This window comes from Pseudomonas azotoformans, assembly GCF_001579805.1.
GTDB lineage: Bacteria > Pseudomonadota > Gammaproteobacteria > Pseudomonadales > Pseudomonadaceae > Aquipseudomonas > Aquipseudomonas azotoformans_A.
On sequence record NZ_CP014546.1, the window covers coordinates 2,237,838 to 2,253,155 of the forward strand.

Sequence of the window (15,318 nt, forward strand, 5' to 3'; positions counted from 1 at the left end):
CATCGGCCCCACGCGGGCTGATATATAGTTCACCCTCGGCCCCTCCCACTACGAGTGCCCCATGCTTAACAAAGGACTGTTCCTGGCTTGCGCGCTGGCCCTGCTGAGCGCCTGCGATTCCTCCGATAAACCGGCTGCCCCGACCGCGCCCGCGGCGGCGACGATTGCGCCCAAACCGGCCAAGGCCGTGGTGGATGTGGCGGCGCTAAAACAGCGTTACGCCGGGCGCGAGTTGAGCGTGGTGGACGTGTCCGAAGTGCAGCTCGACGGCGCCAGCACGCTCTCCGTGAGCTTTTCCATTCCGTTGGATCCCGATCAGAAATTCGCCGACAAACTGCACTTGGTGGACAGCAAGTCCGGCAAGGTCGATGGCGCCTGGGAAATCTCCGACAACCTGATGGAATTGCGCCTGCGCCACCTGGAACCGCAGCGCAAACTGGTGCTCACGGTCGACGCCGGTGTGAAGGCCGTCAACGACAATACCCTCGCCGCCGAGTACAGCGCGCGCCTGGAAACCCGCGACCTGCAAGCCACTGTCGGCTTTGCCAGCCGTGGCACCTTGCTGCCGACGCGCCTGGCCGAAGGCCTGCCGGTGATCGCGCTGAACGTCGACAAGATCGACGTCGAATTCTTCCGCATCAAGCCCGAATCCCTGCCCACCTTCCTCGCGCAATGGGGCCGCAACACCAGCCTGCAAAGCTATGAATCCCGCGAACTGCTGCCGTTGGCCGACCTGGTCTACGGTGGCCGTTTCGACCTGAACCCGGCGCGCAACACCCGCGAAACCCTGCTGCTGCCGATCGCCGGCCTCAAGCAATTGCAACAGCCAGGCGTGTACCTGGCGGTGATGCGGGCTTCGGGCACCTACAACTATTCCCAACCGGCCACGCTGTTTACGCTGAGTGATATTGGCCTGTCGGTGCACCGTTACGCCAATCGCCTGGACGTGTTTACCCAGGCGCTGGAAGGTGGCAAGGCGTTGGACGACGTCGACCTTGAAGTACTCGACGCCGAAGGCCGTGTGTTGGGCCAGGGCAAGACCGAGAAGGGTGGCCACGCCGAGTTGCCATTACCGAAAAAGGCCCAGGTGCTGCTCGCCAAGCAAGGTGAACAGACCAGTATGTTGCGCCTCGACAGCGCCGCGCTGGACTTGGCCGAGTTCGACATCGGCGGCCAGCCCTCCCACCCTTTGCAGTTCTTTGTATTCGGCCCGCGTGACCTGTATCGCCCTGGCGAAACCGTGCTGCTCAATGCCCTGCTGCGGGACAAGGACGGCAATGCCGTCAAGCCGCAGCCGGTGAGCGTCGAAGTGCGTCGACCCGATGAGCAGGTCAGCCGCAAATTCGTCTGGGATGCCGACGCCTCTGGCCTTTATCAATATCAACTGCAACTGGCTGGCGAAGCACCGACCGGGCGCTGGCAGTTGGTGTTTGACCTGGGCGATGGCAAGCCGCAGTTGTATGAATTCCTTGTCGAAGACTTCCTGCCCGAGCGCCTGGCGCTGGAACTCAAGGGAAGCGACACCCCGCTGAAGCCGGCGGACGACGCGGTGATCCAGGTCAACGGCCGTTACCTGTACGGCGCGCCTGCCTCGGGCAATCGCGTCAGCGGCCAAGTCTATGTGCGGCCGTTGCGCGAAGCGGTCAAGTCGCTGCCGGGCTATCAGTTCGGCTCCGTCACCGAAGAGGAAATGAGCCAGGATTTCGAACTGGAAGAAAGCGTGCTCGACGCCAAGGGCCAGGAAGCGCTGACCCTGGAAAGCAAATGGGCCGAGGCCAAGTCGCCGCTGCAACTGATCGTGCAGGCCAGCCTGCAAGAGTCGGGCGGACGGCCGATCACCCGGCGCCTGGTGCAGCCGATCTGGCCCGCCGAGCAACTTCCGGGCCTGCGCGGACTGTTTGATGGCAAGGAAACCAACGGCGACGGCCCGGCGGAATTCGAAGTGCTGCTGGCCAACCAGGACGGGCAGAAGCTCGCCGCGCCGAACCTCAAGGTGCGCCTGGTGCGTGAGCGCCGCGACTACTACTGGAACTACTCCGAGAATGACGGCTGGAGCTATCACTTCAACGAGAAATTCCTCAACCTCGACGAGCAGACCCTGAACATCAAGGCGGGAGACACTGCCAAAGTCAGCTTTCAGGTGGAGTGGGGCCCGTACCGCGTCGAGGTCGAAGACCCGCAGACCGGCTTGGTCAGCAGCCTGCGCTTCTGGGCTGGCTACCAGGCCCAGGACAACACCGAAGGCGGCGCCGTGCGACCCGATCAGGTCAAGCTGGCGCTGGATAAACCGGCCTACGGCGATGGCGATACGGCTAATGTGACCGTCACGCCGCCGGCGGCCGGTAAGGGCTACCTGCTGGTGGAGTCTGCGGAAGGTCCATTGTGGTGGCAGGAAATCGAGGTGCCGGCTGAAGGCAAGAGCTTCGCGGTGAAGCTTGATCCGAAATGGTCGCGTCATGATTTGTATGTCAGCGCCTTGGTGATCCGCCCCGGCGAGCGCAAAGCCAACATCACGCCTAAACGTGCAGTAGGCCTGCTGCATCTGCCGTTGGATCGCACCCAGCGCAAGCTTGGCGTGACCCTCAGCGCGCCGGAAAAAATGCGCCCCAAACAGCCGCTCACCGTGAAAATCGCCGCCAAGAATGCCGATGGCAGCGTGCCGAAACAGGTGCATGTACTGGTTGCTGCCGTGGACGTGGGCATCCTGAATATCACCGAATACCCGACGCCGGACCCGTATTCCAGCTTGTTTGGTCGCAAGGCCTACGGCGTGGACCAATTCGATATCTACGGTCAGTTGATCGAAGCCGGCCAGGGCCGATTGGCCAGCCTGGCATTTGGTGGCGATGCGGCACTCGCCAAGGGCGGCAAGCGCCCGGACACCAGCGTGACCATCGTCGCCCTGCAAAGCGCCCCCGTGACGTTGAACGAGCAAGGCGAGGGCGAAGTCAGCGTCAATATTCCCGACTTCAACGGCGAACTGCGCCTGATGGCCCAGGCCTGGAGCGACGATCGCTACGGCATGGCCGAAGCCAAGACGGTGATTGCCGCCCCGCTGATTGCCGAGCTGTCGGCGCCGCGCTTCATGGCGGGTGGCGACCAGACCACGTTGGCGCTGGACCTGTCCAACCTGTCGGGCAAACCGCAGAAACTTGATGTGCAATTGAGCGCCGATGGGCAGTTGGAGCTGGTCAACAGCGGCGCGCAAACCGTCGAACTCAAGCAAGGCCAGCGCACCACCCTGCGTATCCCGGTGAAAGCCTGGGGCGGGTTGGGGCAGGGCAAGGTCAAGGTGACGGTGAATGGCCTGGACCTGCCGGGTGAGAACCTGCCGCCGTTTACGCGCGAATGGACCCTGGGCGTGCGCCCGGCTTATCCGGCGCTGCTCAAGCACTATCGCGCGGTGCTGAAGGATCAACCGTGGAGCTTGCCGGCGGGGACGCTGGATCAGTTCGATGCCTCGGGACGCCAGGCGCTGCTGAGCCTGTCGAGTCGGCCGCCGCTGAACCTCGGTGCGCAGATCAGTGCGCTCAAGGCCTACCCTTACGGTTGCCTGGAGCAGACTGCCAGCGGTCTATATCCGTCGCTGTACGCCGATGATGCGCTGCTCAAGCGCCTGTCGATCAAAGGCGAGTCGGACAGCGAACGCAAACGCAAGATCGAGCTGGGCATCGAACGCCTGCTGGGCATGCAGCGCTACAACGGTAGCTTCGGGTTGTGGGGCGCGGATGGCGAAGAGGAATATTGGCTGACGGCTTACGTCACCGACTTCCTGCTGCGCGCTCGCGACCAGGGTTTCGCGGTGCCGCCTGAAGCCTTGAAAAAGGCCAGCGAGCGTCTGCTGCGCTACGTGCAGGAACGCAACCTGATCGACGTCGATTACAGCGACAATGCCGACCACACCCGCTTTGCCGTGCAGGCCTACGCGGGCATGGTGCTGGCGCGCAGTCAGCAGGCGCCGTTGGGCGCGTTGCGCAGCATCTTCGAACGCCGCAGCGATGCGCGCTCCGGTCTGCCGCTGGTGCAATTGGCTATCGCATTGCAGAAGATGGGCGACCAGCCGCGTGCGGACCAGGCGTTGCTCGCCGGCCTGGCGGCGCAGCGCAATGCCAATGAATGGCTGGCCGATTACGGTAGCCCGTTGCGCGACCAGGCGATGATCTTGGCCTTGCTGGAAGAAAACGACTTGGCCAAGGGCAAGCGTGAGGAGCGCTTGTTCACGCTGTCGGATCAACTGGCGGCCAGCCCGTATTTGTCGACTCAGGAGCGTAACTCGCTGTTCTTGGCCGGGCGTCTTGGGTTTGCCAAGCCTGATGCGAACTGGCAAGTGTCATTGACGGGCAGTGGCGGTGTGCAGGAACTGAACAATCAGCAGTCGACGCTGGAATTGGAAGGCAAGTGGCTGTCCAGTGATCTGACCTTGAGCAATCAGGGTGAGACGCCGGTGTACCAGCAACTGACGATTTCGGGTTATCCACAGGTGCCACCGGCACCGGGTGGCGACAACCTGAGCATCCGCCGCGAATACCTGGGCATGAACGGCCAGCCGTTGAACCTGCGCAGCCTCAACAGTGGTGATCTGGTGCTGGTGCATTTGGCGGTGAGTGCCAAGCAGCGGGTGCCGGATGCGTTGGTGGTGGACCTGTTGCCGGCTGGCCTGGAGCTGGAGAACCAGAACCTGGCGCAAAGCGCCGCCAGCCTGGAAAACGCCAGCAGCCAAGTGAAGGAGTGGCGTGAGTCGATGCAGAACGCATCGCTCAAGCACCAGGAGTTCCGTGATGACCGTTACGTGGCGGCGATCAACCTGGAAGGCTCCGGCACCACGCACCTGCTGTACCTGGCACGTGCCGTGACACCAGGTACTTACCGTGTGCCACCGCCGCAAGTGGAGTCGATGTACCGGCCGAACTGGCAGGCGGTGGGTGAGACGCCGGCGGATCTGGTGATCAAGGGGCGTTAATGTAAAACGGGGCCATGTTCGTCATGGCCCCGTTGTTAATGCACAACCCAGCTCAGTAGCCACAGGCCCAACAGCAACCAGATAATCCCCATGATGATCGACGCCCGCATAAAGGCGCGCACCGCCGAGTACAGCAGCATCAGGCCGATGATCAGGGTGATGATGCTGATGATCGAGGTGTCCATGCCCAAGGTGCGGGACAGGCCATCGATAAAGTTGCCACCGGCATTGGTCAGCGCACCGAACAGGCCGCTGAGCCCGTCGACGATAAAACGGATGATGGAACCGAGCGCCTGGCCCAACCAGCCGAAAAAGCTTTCTACCTGCATATGTGTGTCCTGATGAGAAGGTGGGCGTATCTGTGCCTTTGGTTGTTATTGCAACAGGCTAGTTCCCTACCAGCATAGAGGTTTGCCCGTTTGAGTTTGCGTTTAGTTGCCCGTTGGACCTTGGCCGGCCTGTTGTTGGTGGTGGCCTTGCTGTGGCTGGCCGACCGCATCTGGCCGCTCCCCTTGCCCAAGGATGACCTGGCGCGGGTGGTACTGGCCGAGGATGGCACGCCGTTGTGGCGGTTTGCCGATGCCAATGGCGTGTGGCGCTACCCGGTGCAGACCAGCGAAGTATCGCCGTATTACCTGGACGCGCTGCTGACTTATGAGGACCGCTGGTTCTACCAGCATCCCGGTGTGAATCCGCTGGCGCTGGCGCGGGCGACCTGGCAGAACCTCACGGGTGCGCGGGTGGTGTCGGGCGGCAGCACCTTGTCGATGCAGGTGGCGCGGTTGCTGGATCCGCATTCACGCACCTTCCACGGCAAGTTGCGCCAGTTGTGGCGCACGGCGCAGTTGGAATGGCACCTGTCCAAGGGCGAAATCCTCAACCTCTACCTGAACCGCGCACCGTTCGGCGGTACGTTGCAGGGTGTGGCGGCGGCCAGTTGGGCCTACCTGGGCAAATCCCCTGCGCAACTGACCCACGCCGAAGCCGCCTTGCTCGCCGTTCTGCCCCAGGCGCCCAGCCGTTTGCGTCCGGATCGCCATCCCCAACGTGCCCAGCAAGCCCGCGACAAAGTCTTGCGCCGCCTCGCGGAGTTCCAGGTCTGGCCACAATCGGCCGTCGATGAAGCCCTGGAAGAACCTTTGCTGCTCGCCCCACGCCTGGAGCCGAGCCTGGCGCCCCTGCTCGCGCGCCGCCTGAACCGCCCCGACAGCCCGCCGCTGATCCGCACCACTCTGGATGCCACGTTGCAACGCCGTCTTGAAGACCTGCTGCTGGGTTGGCGCGCGCGGCTGCCGGAGCACACGTCCGCCGCGATCCTGGTGGTGGAAGAGGAAAGCATGGCCGTGCGCGCCTACCTCGGCTCGGTGGATATCAACGACGCCAAGCGCTTCGGCCATGTGGACATGATCAGCGCCTTGCGTTCGCCGGGCTCCACGTTGAAACCGTTTCTCTATGGCATGGCCCTGGATGACGGCCTGATCCACTCCGAATCCCTGTTGCAGGACGTGCCCCGGCGTTATGGCGATTACCGGCCGGGTAACTTCTCCATGGGGTTTACCGGTGCAGTGCCGGCGAGTACGGCACTATCGAGCTCACTTAACCTGCCGGCGGTGCAGTTGCTGGAGGCCTATGGGCCCAAACGCTTTGCTGCGCAAATGCGCATCGGCGGTGTGCCGTTGGCGCTGCCGGCGTTGGCCGAACCGAACCTGGCGCTGATCCTGGGCGGCGCAGGCAGTCGCCTCGAAGACCTGGTGAGCGGCTACAGCGCCTTCGCCCGGGACGGCAGGAGCGCCGCTATTCGATTACAGCCGGACGATACGCTCAGGGAGCGGCCGTTACTGTCGCCAGGGTCCGCCTGGATTGTGCGGCGTATCCTCAGCGGCCAGGCGCGGCCCGACCGTGACCCGCGTGCCGAGTTGGTGCAACGCCCGGTGCTGGCCTGGAAGACTGGCACCAGCTACGGCTTTCGCGATGCCTGGGCCATCGGCGTGGGACCGCGTTATCTGATCGGCGTGTGGATCGGCCGCCCGGACGGCACGCCGGTGCCGGGCCAGTTCGGCCTGGCCTCGGCCGCGCCGTTGATGTTGCAGGTGCATGACGTGCTGACCAACCGCGACAGCCAGCGCGGCATCAGCGCCCCCGTCAAACCGGTGCCGGCCAATGTCGGCGTGGCGGCGATCTGTTGGCCGCTGGGCCAGCCCATGAGCCGCAGTGACCCCAATTGCTGGCGCCAGCGTTTTGCCTGGACCCTGGATAACACCACGCCGCCCACCTTGCAGGCACTGGACCAGCCGTTGAGCGTGGGTTTGATGGAAAGCGTGTGGGTTAATGCCAAGGGCTTGCGGGTCGACGCCCATTGCCCCGGCGCCGAGCCGAAAAACATCGCCCTGTGGCCCGCGCCGCTGGAGCCCTGGCTGCCACGGGTCGAGCGCCGCGAAGCGCGTATCCCGGCCGCCGATCCCGAGTGCCCGCCTCCGGCATTGGCCGCGTCGTCGCCGTTGTCGATTGTCGGCGTGCGCGAAGGTGACCAACTGCGCCTGCCCGCCGCCAGCCAACAGGCCCTGCGCCTGAAAATCTCCGCCTTGGGAGGGAGCGGGCGACGCTGGTGGTTCCTCAATGGCGCGCCGCTGGGGGACAGCGCCAACCAGGACTTTATCAACACCAGTTTCGAGCGCCTGGGCCGCTACCAGCTGAGTGTGCTGGATGAGGCGGGGCAGACGGCCAGGATCGAATTCAGTGTGGTGGATTAACTTGCCTTCCGGCGCTTTCGGCCCGAAGCTATCCCCCTTCAGGAGCCTGCCGCATGAACCTCGAACACCTCACCGAACGCCTGCACCGCATCCGCGATACCAACAATTGGAAACAATTCCACAGCCCGAAAAACCTGGCCATGGCCGCCAGCGTGGAAATGGCCGAGCTGGTGGAAATCTTCCAATGGCTGACCGAAGACCAGTCGCGCCAGCTGCCGGCCGACACACTCGCCCATGCCGGGCAGGAAGTCGGCGATATCGTGCTGTACCTGCTGTTGCTGTGCAGCGAGTTGGGCTTGGACATGAACGAGGTGGTACTCGCCAAGTTGGCCGACAGTGAACGGCGGTTTGCCCATGAGTGATCGTCATTTCGACCAACTGGCCACGCGTTTCGCCGAGAAAATCTACGGCGGTGCCAAAGGCGCGATTCGCCTGGCGGTGCTCCAGGCCGACCTGACCGAGGCCCTGCCGAAACGCCCTTTGCGCGTGCTGGATATCGGCGCGGGCCTGGGCCATATGTCGCTGTGGTTAGCCGAACAAGGCCATGAGGTCACCCTGGCCGAGCCCGCCGAGCCGATGTTGGAAGGCGCCCGTCAACGCTTCGCGGATGCCGGGCAAACCGCCACCTTTATCCATGCACCCTGGCAGGACCTGCTCGGCCAACTCACCGAACCCTACGACCTGGTGCTGTGCCACGCCGTGCTGGAATGGCTGGCCGAGCCCCACGCGATCCTGCCGGTGCTGCACCAACTCACGGTGCCCGGCGGCTGGCTGTCGCTGGCGTTCTACAACCGCGATGCGCTGATTTACCGCAACCTGCTCAAAGGCCACTTCCGCAAAATGCGCAAGAACGATATGGCCGGCGAAAAGCAGAGCCTGACGCCGCAACAACCTCTCGATCCCCGTGAGTTGGCGGCGCAACTCGATGGCCTTTGGCAGGTCGAAAGCCAAAGCGGCGTGCGGGTGTTCCACGACTATATGCCGGTGGAATTCCAGGCCCGCGCCAATTTGCAGGACCTTTTGGAGATGGAACTCGCTCACCGTCGTCACCCAAGCTTTGCCGGACTTGGGCGTTATTTGCACTGGATTTGCCGTCCGGTTTAAGCGGCCCAGTCTGCGGAGGTCGAAATGCGTCGTCTCTGTTTGATCCTGTTGTCCCTGGTTTTGGGCGCGTGTTCCAGCCCGAACCCCTATGTTGCCGCTTCGGCGCCGATCCCTCCGGCGCCGCCCCAGGCGGCCAATACCTTTGATGCCAGCGCCTACCCGGCGCCCGTGCGCGACTACGGCGCCTACCGCAATTGGGCCTGGCGCAACGGCCAGTTACCGGCGGGCACGGCCTGGGCGGATTCAGCGCAGATTGCCGAAGCGGTCAGCGGTGCCCTTGATCAACGCGGGCTGCGCCCCTTGCATGACAATCGCCCGGCGGACCTGTTTGTCAGCGCCGACGTGCGCCTGGAGAAGCGCCTCAAGCAGGTCCAGGATGACTACGGCTACGGTTACGGCGGCTACAACCGCTATGGCAATGGTTACGGCATGTACAACTCGGTGCCGATCGTGCGCACCTATGAAGTGCAGGTCGTGGTGGTTCGCGTCAACCTGTTCGATGCCCGCACCGGCCAGCCGGTGTGGAGTGCCAGTGCGGAAACCGGCAGCCAGGGAAGCCTCAGTGAGCGGGGAGATGCCTTGCGCCAGGCGGTGCAAAAGGCGATGACGGCGTATCCTCCCAGTTAACAGCTATTCTCATCTTTAGCGCGGGTCGCTCTTTGGAGATAAACCATGTTTCGTCGTATCGCTACGCTTGCTGTTGTAGTGCTGCTGGGCGGTTGCCAGACCAGCCAGGTCAACCACGATTTTGACGCCAGCCGGGACTTCGGTGCCTACCGCAGCTGGGCCTGGAAAGACCCGGCGCTGCAATACCGTCCGGATGATCCGCGCATCAAGAGTGACCTCACCGAACAGCGCATCCGCCAGGCCGTCGGCGAGCAACTCGACCAGCGCGGCCTGCGCCCAGCGGCGCCGGGCAGCAAGGCTGACCTGAATGTACAGGCCTACCTGATCGTCGAAGACCGCCAGCAACAAGTCACCACCAACTATGGCGGCGCCTGGGGCGGGCCGTGGAACGGCTATTGGGGCGCGCCGATGTACAACGAAACGCGCAACATCACCTACAAAGTCGCCACCATCCAGATCGACCTGCTCGACGGCAAGGACGGCAAGTTGGTGTGGCGCGGCAGCGACGAACAGATGATGGCCACCTCGCCCAACCCCCAGGACCGCGACAAAGCCATCCGCACCACCGTCACCCGCGTCCTTTCCAGCTACCCACCGCACTAGAAATACCTTCCGCCAGTCGCCAATGTGGCGACTGGCCAGCGCGCACCTGAAGCCTTGTCTACACTCCAAACCAACATTGGAGAGTAAGCGCTAAGGAGTGCCTGATGTCTCCCCAACTGGGTTCCCGGCAGCGTGGTGCGATTGGCTTGATGGCGGCAGGCACCCTGGCGGTGGCCATGGTGTTCATGCTGCTGGCGGTGGACAGCGGCCGCCTGTACCTGGAAAAGCGCCGGTTGCAGTCCATCGCCGACACCGCCGCGTTGGAAGCCGCCGGTCGTGGCGGCCTGTGCACGCCCTCCACCACGGCCAATGACTACGCCAAGGAAAACGCCGCGCGCAACGGTTTTACCGTGGTCGCCGGCGACAACAGTCGGGGCCTGGCCGTGACCTGCGGCACCTTGCCCACCAATGCCAGCAATATCCGTGTGTTCGTCGCTGATGCGACCAAGAACGACGCCATACGCGTGGTCGCAACGCGCAGTGTCATGACCAGTCTCGCCAGTGGTATCTGGAACATGTTCAGCGGTGCGCCGGTTGCCGCTCAGACGATATTGAGTGCCACCGCCGTGGCTGCGGCTGCGCCACCGGTGGCGCAACTGACCATTCGCAGCAGTCTGGCCTCCGTGAATTCGGCCAACTCCCCGTTGCTGAACCTGGTGATCGGCAATCTATTGGGCGGCAGCCTGTCCCTGACGGCCGCAGGCTGGAATGGCTTGCTGACGACGAACTTGAACCTGCTCAGCTATCTGGATCAGTTGGCGATTGATTTGAAAATCAAGGCGGGCGACTACGACGCGCTGCTAAGCACCGCGGTCTCCGCCCGCCAGTTGCTCGACGCCGCCGTGACGATCCTGCAGAAAAACGGTGCGGTCGCCTCGGCGGTCATCAATGATTTGATTACAGTGAAAGCCATTGCTCCGAATACACAGCTTCTTAAGGTTGGCGATTTGCTGAAAGTCGCCACCGGGACGCCGGCGGCAGCTTTGAATACCAGTGTGCAGTTGTTTCAGTTACTGGAGACCGTGGCGCAGCTCTCCAGTAGCAAAAGTGCGGTCAGTGCGGCAGCCCAAGTGAATATTCCGCTGGTAGGCACCGTCTCGATCCAGACCAAAGTCATCGAGCCACCGCAAATGTCGGCGATTGGCAATCCACTAAAGGCCAAGGCGGGGCTTTTGAATAACCCGCGAACGGATCAGATTTTTGTGCGGACGGCCCAGGTACGCACCTTGGTCACGATTGATGCGCCGATCATCAAGGTGGTGTCGGGGGTTTCATCGATTCTGAGCGGGCTTGCGACGCCGGTATCCAAGGTGGTCGGTGGTTTGTTGAACTTGAATCTTCTGGATGTGGTGGCCGGTGTCGTGTGCTTAGTGGGGTGTAATGTCGCTGACGTGGATATCACCCAGACCTTGTCCATCTATATCGAGGCGGCCAGTGCAGAGAGCCACGTGACGGACTTCAGTTGCGCCACGCCGGCCACCAAGTCGTTGACGGTGCAGGCCACCACTTCACTCGCCACCCTGGGTGTGGGTTATGTTGATCCGGTGTCGGCATTTTCATCGTCTGCGGCAGTGAATGTGCAGCCGGTGAGGCTGATCGACTTTGGCCAACGCTTTTGCCTGCTGACGTTGGTGTGTGGTCCGCGCACCCCCGGTGTCGGCGGCGGCCTGAATCTGAGAGCGTTGTCCACCATAGCCGAGCAAACCAATACGTTGGTGTTTAATCCGGTGAATGACATCAACGCGGCAACGATCTACAAAAAACCACCCGGCACCGCCGATATCCTGTTTAGCCTGGGCAATACCCTGAACGGTCTGCAGGTCACCTACGTGCCGCCCAGCGGCAGCACACCCAACCCGGCGAACGGCACCGTGACCAGCGCATTGGCGACCATCATCAGCTCGGTGGTCAGCCTTGTCCAAAACGTCCTGTCGCCGATACTCGACCCCATCGTCAACACACTGCTCTCGGCGCTGGGCATCAGCCTGGGCAACGCCGAAGTCGGCGCCAACCTCAGTTGCCACATGGGCCGCGCCTACCTGGTGATTTAACTCACCGGCAACTCCACACAAAACCTCGCGCCGTGCTCGCCATTGGCGACGCTCAGGCGCCCACCCATGTTTTCCACGATCCCGTAGCTCACCGACAAACCCAAGCCGGTGCCCACGCCGATCGGCTTGGTGGTGAAGAACGGCTCGAAAATCCGCTCCAGCAACCGTGTGTCAATGCCGCCACCGTTGTCCTCCACCCAGATGCGCACGTGCCGGCTGTCATGCTCGCAGTGCAGGGCGATCCACGGGCGGAACCCAGGATCCTTTTCCCGTTTGCTCAATAGCGCATCACGGGCGTTGACCATCAGGTTGATCAGCACTTGCTCAAGCTGGTCGACATGACCTTTGACCTGCGCCGTGAAGTCCGCAGGTGTGATGCGCAGGTCCACGCCCTTGCCGCGCAGGCCTTCGCCGAGCAGCGACAGGGTGCCTTCCACTGCCTGTGACGGGTCGAAGGGCTGTTGTTCGATTTCCGAGCGGCGGCCAAACACACGCATATGGTCCACCACGCGCGCCGCGCGCTGTACCTGGGTGTCGATGCGCTGGAGCTTTTCGGTTAGGTAGTCGATCTGCGCGTCGCCGTTGCTCAGGCGCTTGAGCACATTGACGATGGCCATGCGCATCACGTTCAGCGGCTGGTTGATCTCATGGGCCAGGCCGGTGGCCATTTCGCCGAGGGTGGCCATCTTGGCGCTCTGGGTCAGTTGCTGCTGGGAGCGGCGCACTTCGGTGTTGTCGCGGCCCACCGCTTGCACCTCCACCAGTGTGCCCTGTTCGTCGAACACGCCCCGGTCCGACCATACCCACCAGGCATGTTCGCGGCCGGGCAGTTCCAGACTGATTTCGGCGGTGCTGACCGGGAATTCCGGGGTCAATTGTTCGATGCGTTGCACAAAGGCCAGGCGTTGTTCGTCCGACAGCCAGTGCCCCAGGTTCAGCCCCGGCAATTGCGCCGGCGGGCATTCCAGATAATTGGCCAGCGGTGTGTTGCCGAAGGTCAGAGTCAGGTCCGGGTGATAGCGGCAGATCATCGCCGGGGAGTCTTCGACCAGGATGCGGTAGCGCTCTTCGCTCTGTTTGATCTGCTCGGCGGCCAGGGTCGCCTCGGTGACATCCAACCACAGGCCGACGGCTTCCACTGGCAGGCCGAGGTCGTCGCGCAACAGCTTGGCTTCGTCCAGCAGCCAATGGTAATGGCCTTGTTTATCGCGCAGGCGGTAACGGCTGCGCACGTTGCCTTCACGCAGTAGCTGGCGGCTGCGCTCGAAGTACAGCTCGCGGTCTTCGGGGTGGATCAGCGAGGCCAGGCTGTCAGGGTTGCAGTCGGCCAGGGTCCAACCCAGCAGCGGCAGCAGGCTGTCGCTGAAGAACGCCGGGTGCAGGGCGCCACTGACATAGCGCTGCACATAGATCACCGCTGGCGAGCTGGCGATCAGGTTGTCCAGGCGCGCATGGGCGGCGGCGGCTTGCAGTTGCTGGTTCTTGATGTCGCTGATGTCGAGCATGAAGCCGATCCAGCGCCGGTGATCACCCACGCCCAGCACCTGGCCCTGGACGCGATACCACAGGGGGTTGTGCTCGGCGTCGGTGCGTTGCAGGCGCACGCTGGTCATCAAGGGTTTGCCCAGGGCTTGCAGGTCGTGCAAACGGCTGTTGAACGCCTGGCGGTCGGCGGGGTGGATCAGTTCAAGCCACTGGTCCAACGGCTGGCGGGTTGGGCCGTCATCCTGGCTGAGGCTGTGCAGCAACTGCGGGGCCAGTTGGATCTCTTGGGTGGCCGGCAGCAGTTCCCACCAGCCGGTGCCGAGCAGGCCTTGCAGGGCTTCCATACGGTCGAGCTGTTGGTGGTTGCGTTGCTCGCGCAGTCGGCTCAACAACGGGGCGGCGAGGGCGGCGGTGAGGTTCAGCCAGTCCCGCTCGTTGGTATGTTGCTGACCGCTGTAGAAGCCGCAGAGCAACCAGGCGGCAACGCCCTGGCTGTCACGATAAGGCACCAGGAACCCATCGGCATTGCCGAAAATGCTGTGCAGGCGCGGGTTGTCGCTGCGCTCCTCGGCCAGGCTCAACGGCGTGTTGCCATTGGCACTGTCCAGGCTGGTGCCCAGGTGCTGGCCGGTCTGCCACAAGGCGGGTGCATCGTGGGCGGCGTAGTGGTTGTAGATCCGCCAGCCCTGGTTTTCTTCGTCGAGCAAGGCCATGGCCACGCAGGGGATGTGCCAGCGCTGGGCCAGGCTGCGCAGGTGCTCGTTGAACACCTCGGGCAGGCGGGTCAGGCTGCACACCCGCAACTGCTCGCTCATCTGGCAGGCCAACTGATGGTTCTGCTCGCGATGCTGGGCCAGTTGTCTACCGGCCAGCAAGTCGCTGACGTCCTGCAGGTGCAAGCGCCAGCCGTCGTCTTCGGGCTCGATCCAGCCCCGGGTGTGCAGGGTCCGGCCGGCGACGCCCTGGAAGTCCAGGTCCAGGCTCTGGTGTTGCCAGTCGGCGGGCTGGCCTTCGATACTCAAGGCGCTGTTGGCGCACAACAACTCGCGCAGCAAGGGGCGTGATTCATGGGGGGCGAGCAGCGCGCGCAGGGTGCCACTGAAGTCCAGCACACGGCCCTGAGCATCCAGTAGCAGGTGCAGCCCTGGCACAGGGGCGCCGGGCGTATCGAGTGCGAGCGCGCTGCTGCGGCCGAGCAGGCGCCCGAAGAGCTTGTCCCCCGAGGTCAAAGCTGCAGACTCGAACTGACCAACAGGTTGGCCGGCAGATTCGGCACGGTGCCGATGACCGGCAACACCAGCGCCGGGAATACCGAATAGAGGCGGCTGGTGGGGTACTTGATCGAAACGGTCAGCGTGTTGCCGGTGTAGGTGGCAGTGATCAGGTCGTCCGAAAACTGGAAACTGGCCGGGATCCACTTCAGCTGGTTTTTTGCCGTTGTCTTGGCGAGTGTGGTCACCTGCGTGGGATAAGCGGTGCCGGCGGCCACCGGGTCCACCGACATCGCCTGGCGCACGCCTTCCGCCGCCGCCTGGTTGAACGACTGCAACATCAGCAGCGGCAGGCTATAGCTGATCAAGCCATAAAACACCGCAAAAAAGATCCCGAAGACCAGGGCGAACTCAATCGCGGCTGCACCTTTTTGCTTTCCAGGCAGGCCTGTTTTCATGACTGCGTCTACCCTGACGGCTACTACTTGATATCAGCATAGAATCATTCAGCGAAAAGGGATGTTTTT

At 63.1% G+C, this 15,318-nt stretch carries 10 protein-coding genes; 7 read left to right on the forward strand and 3 right to left on the reverse strand.

Features of this window, described 5'->3' with window-relative positions:
- The first annotated feature begins 61 nt into the window (after window positions 1-61).
- Complete coding sequence (locus tag AYR47_RS10325) at window positions 62-4,960, forward strand: alpha-2-macroglobulin (RefSeq protein WP_061435156.1); 4,899 nt, start codon at window positions 62-64, stop codon at window positions 4,958-4,960.
- Window positions 4,961-4,995: 35 nt separating this feature from the next.
- Here the strand turns inward: AYR47_RS10325 and AYR47_RS10330 are convergent, their stop codons facing one another.
- Complete coding sequence (locus AYR47_RS10330; RefSeq protein WP_016977007.1) at window positions 4,996-5,289, reverse strand: hypothetical protein; 294 nt, start codon at window positions 5,287-5,289, stop codon at window positions 4,996-4,998.
- Window positions 5,290-5,379: 90 nt separating this feature from the next.
- Here AYR47_RS10330 and pbpC point away from each other — a divergent pair, with 90 nt between their 5' ends.
- The 6 genes from pbpC (at window position 5,380) to AYR47_RS10360 (ending at window position 12,095) form a co-directional block, all read left to right on the forward strand.
- Window positions 5,380-7,710, forward strand: coding sequence for a peptidoglycan glycosyltransferase PbpC (gene pbpC / locus AYR47_RS10335; protein WP_061435159.1), 2,331 nt, complete (start codon window positions 5,380-5,382; stop codon window positions 7,708-7,710).
- 53 nt (window positions 7,711-7,763) lie between these two features.
- Window positions 7,764-8,072, forward strand: coding sequence for a MazG-like family protein (locus AYR47_RS10340; RefSeq protein WP_061435160.1), 309 nt, complete (start codon window positions 7,764-7,766; stop codon window positions 8,070-8,072).
- Window positions 8,065-8,814 (forward strand): methyltransferase, encoded by a 750-nt coding sequence (locus tag AYR47_RS10345; RefSeq protein ID WP_033897334.1) that lies wholly within the window; start codon window positions 8,065-8,067, stop codon window positions 8,812-8,814. Before AYR47_RS10340 ends, AYR47_RS10345 begins: the two co-directional genes overlap by 8 nt.
- Before the next feature lie 24 nt (window positions 8,815-8,838).
- On the forward strand, window positions 8,839-9,441 hold the full coding sequence (locus AYR47_RS10350) for a DUF4136 domain-containing protein (RefSeq protein WP_033897333.1): 603 nt from the start codon (window positions 8,839-8,841) through the stop codon (window positions 9,439-9,441).
- Window positions 9,442-9,486: 45 nt separating this feature from the next.
- Window positions 9,487-10,044 (forward strand): DUF4136 domain-containing protein, encoded by a 558-nt coding sequence (locus AYR47_RS10355; RefSeq protein WP_033897332.1) that lies wholly within the window; start codon window positions 9,487-9,489, stop codon window positions 10,042-10,044.
- 104 nt (window positions 10,045-10,148) lie between these two features.
- Window positions 10,149-12,095 (forward strand): pilus assembly protein TadG-related protein, encoded by a 1,947-nt coding sequence (locus AYR47_RS10360; protein WP_061435163.1) that lies wholly within the window; start codon window positions 10,149-10,151, stop codon window positions 12,093-12,095.
- On the opposite strand, the gene AYR47_RS10365 is transcribed toward AYR47_RS10360, so the two are convergent.
- Window positions 12,092-14,809, reverse strand: a complete 2,718-nt coding sequence (locus AYR47_RS10365; RefSeq protein ID WP_033897330.1) for a PAS domain-containing sensor histidine kinase — start codon at window positions 14,807-14,809, stop codon at window positions 12,092-12,094. The genes AYR47_RS10360 and AYR47_RS10365 overlap by 4 nt on opposite strands.
- On the reverse strand, window positions 14,806-15,249 hold the full coding sequence (locus tag AYR47_RS10370) for a TadE/TadG family type IV pilus assembly protein (protein WP_033897329.1): 444 nt from the start codon (window positions 15,247-15,249) through the stop codon (window positions 14,806-14,808). The genes AYR47_RS10365 and AYR47_RS10370 overlap by 4 nt, the downstream gene beginning before the upstream one ends.
- Window positions 15,250-15,318: the final 69 nt, after the last annotated feature.

Coding starts and splice junctions, on each gene's coding strand:
- AYR47_RS10325 (WP_061435156.1), top strand. CDS start 62: ATGCTTAACAAAGGACTGTTCCTGGCTTGCGCGCTGGCCCTGCTGAGC.
- AYR47_RS10330 (WP_016977007.1), bottom strand. CDS start 5,289: ATGCAGGTAGAAAGCTTTTTCGGCTGGTTGGGCCAGGCGCTCGGTTCC.
- AYR47_RS10340 (WP_061435160.1), top strand. CDS start 7,764: ATGAACCTCGAACACCTCACCGAACGCCTGCACCGCATCCGCGATACC.
- AYR47_RS10345 (WP_033897334.1), top strand. CDS start 8,065: ATGAGTGATCGTCATTTCGACCAACTGGCCACGCGTTTCGCCGAGAAA.
- AYR47_RS10350 (WP_033897333.1), top strand. CDS start 8,839: ATGCGTCGTCTCTGTTTGATCCTGTTGTCCCTGGTTTTGGGCGCGTGT.
- AYR47_RS10355 (WP_033897332.1), top strand. CDS start 9,487: ATGTTTCGTCGTATCGCTACGCTTGCTGTTGTAGTGCTGCTGGGCGGT.
- AYR47_RS10360 (WP_061435163.1), top strand. CDS start 10,149: ATGTCTCCCCAACTGGGTTCCCGGCAGCGTGGTGCGATTGGCTTGATG.
- AYR47_RS10370 (WP_033897329.1), bottom strand. CDS start 15,249: ATGAAAACAGGCCTGCCTGGAAAGCAAAAAGGTGCAGCCGCGATTGAG.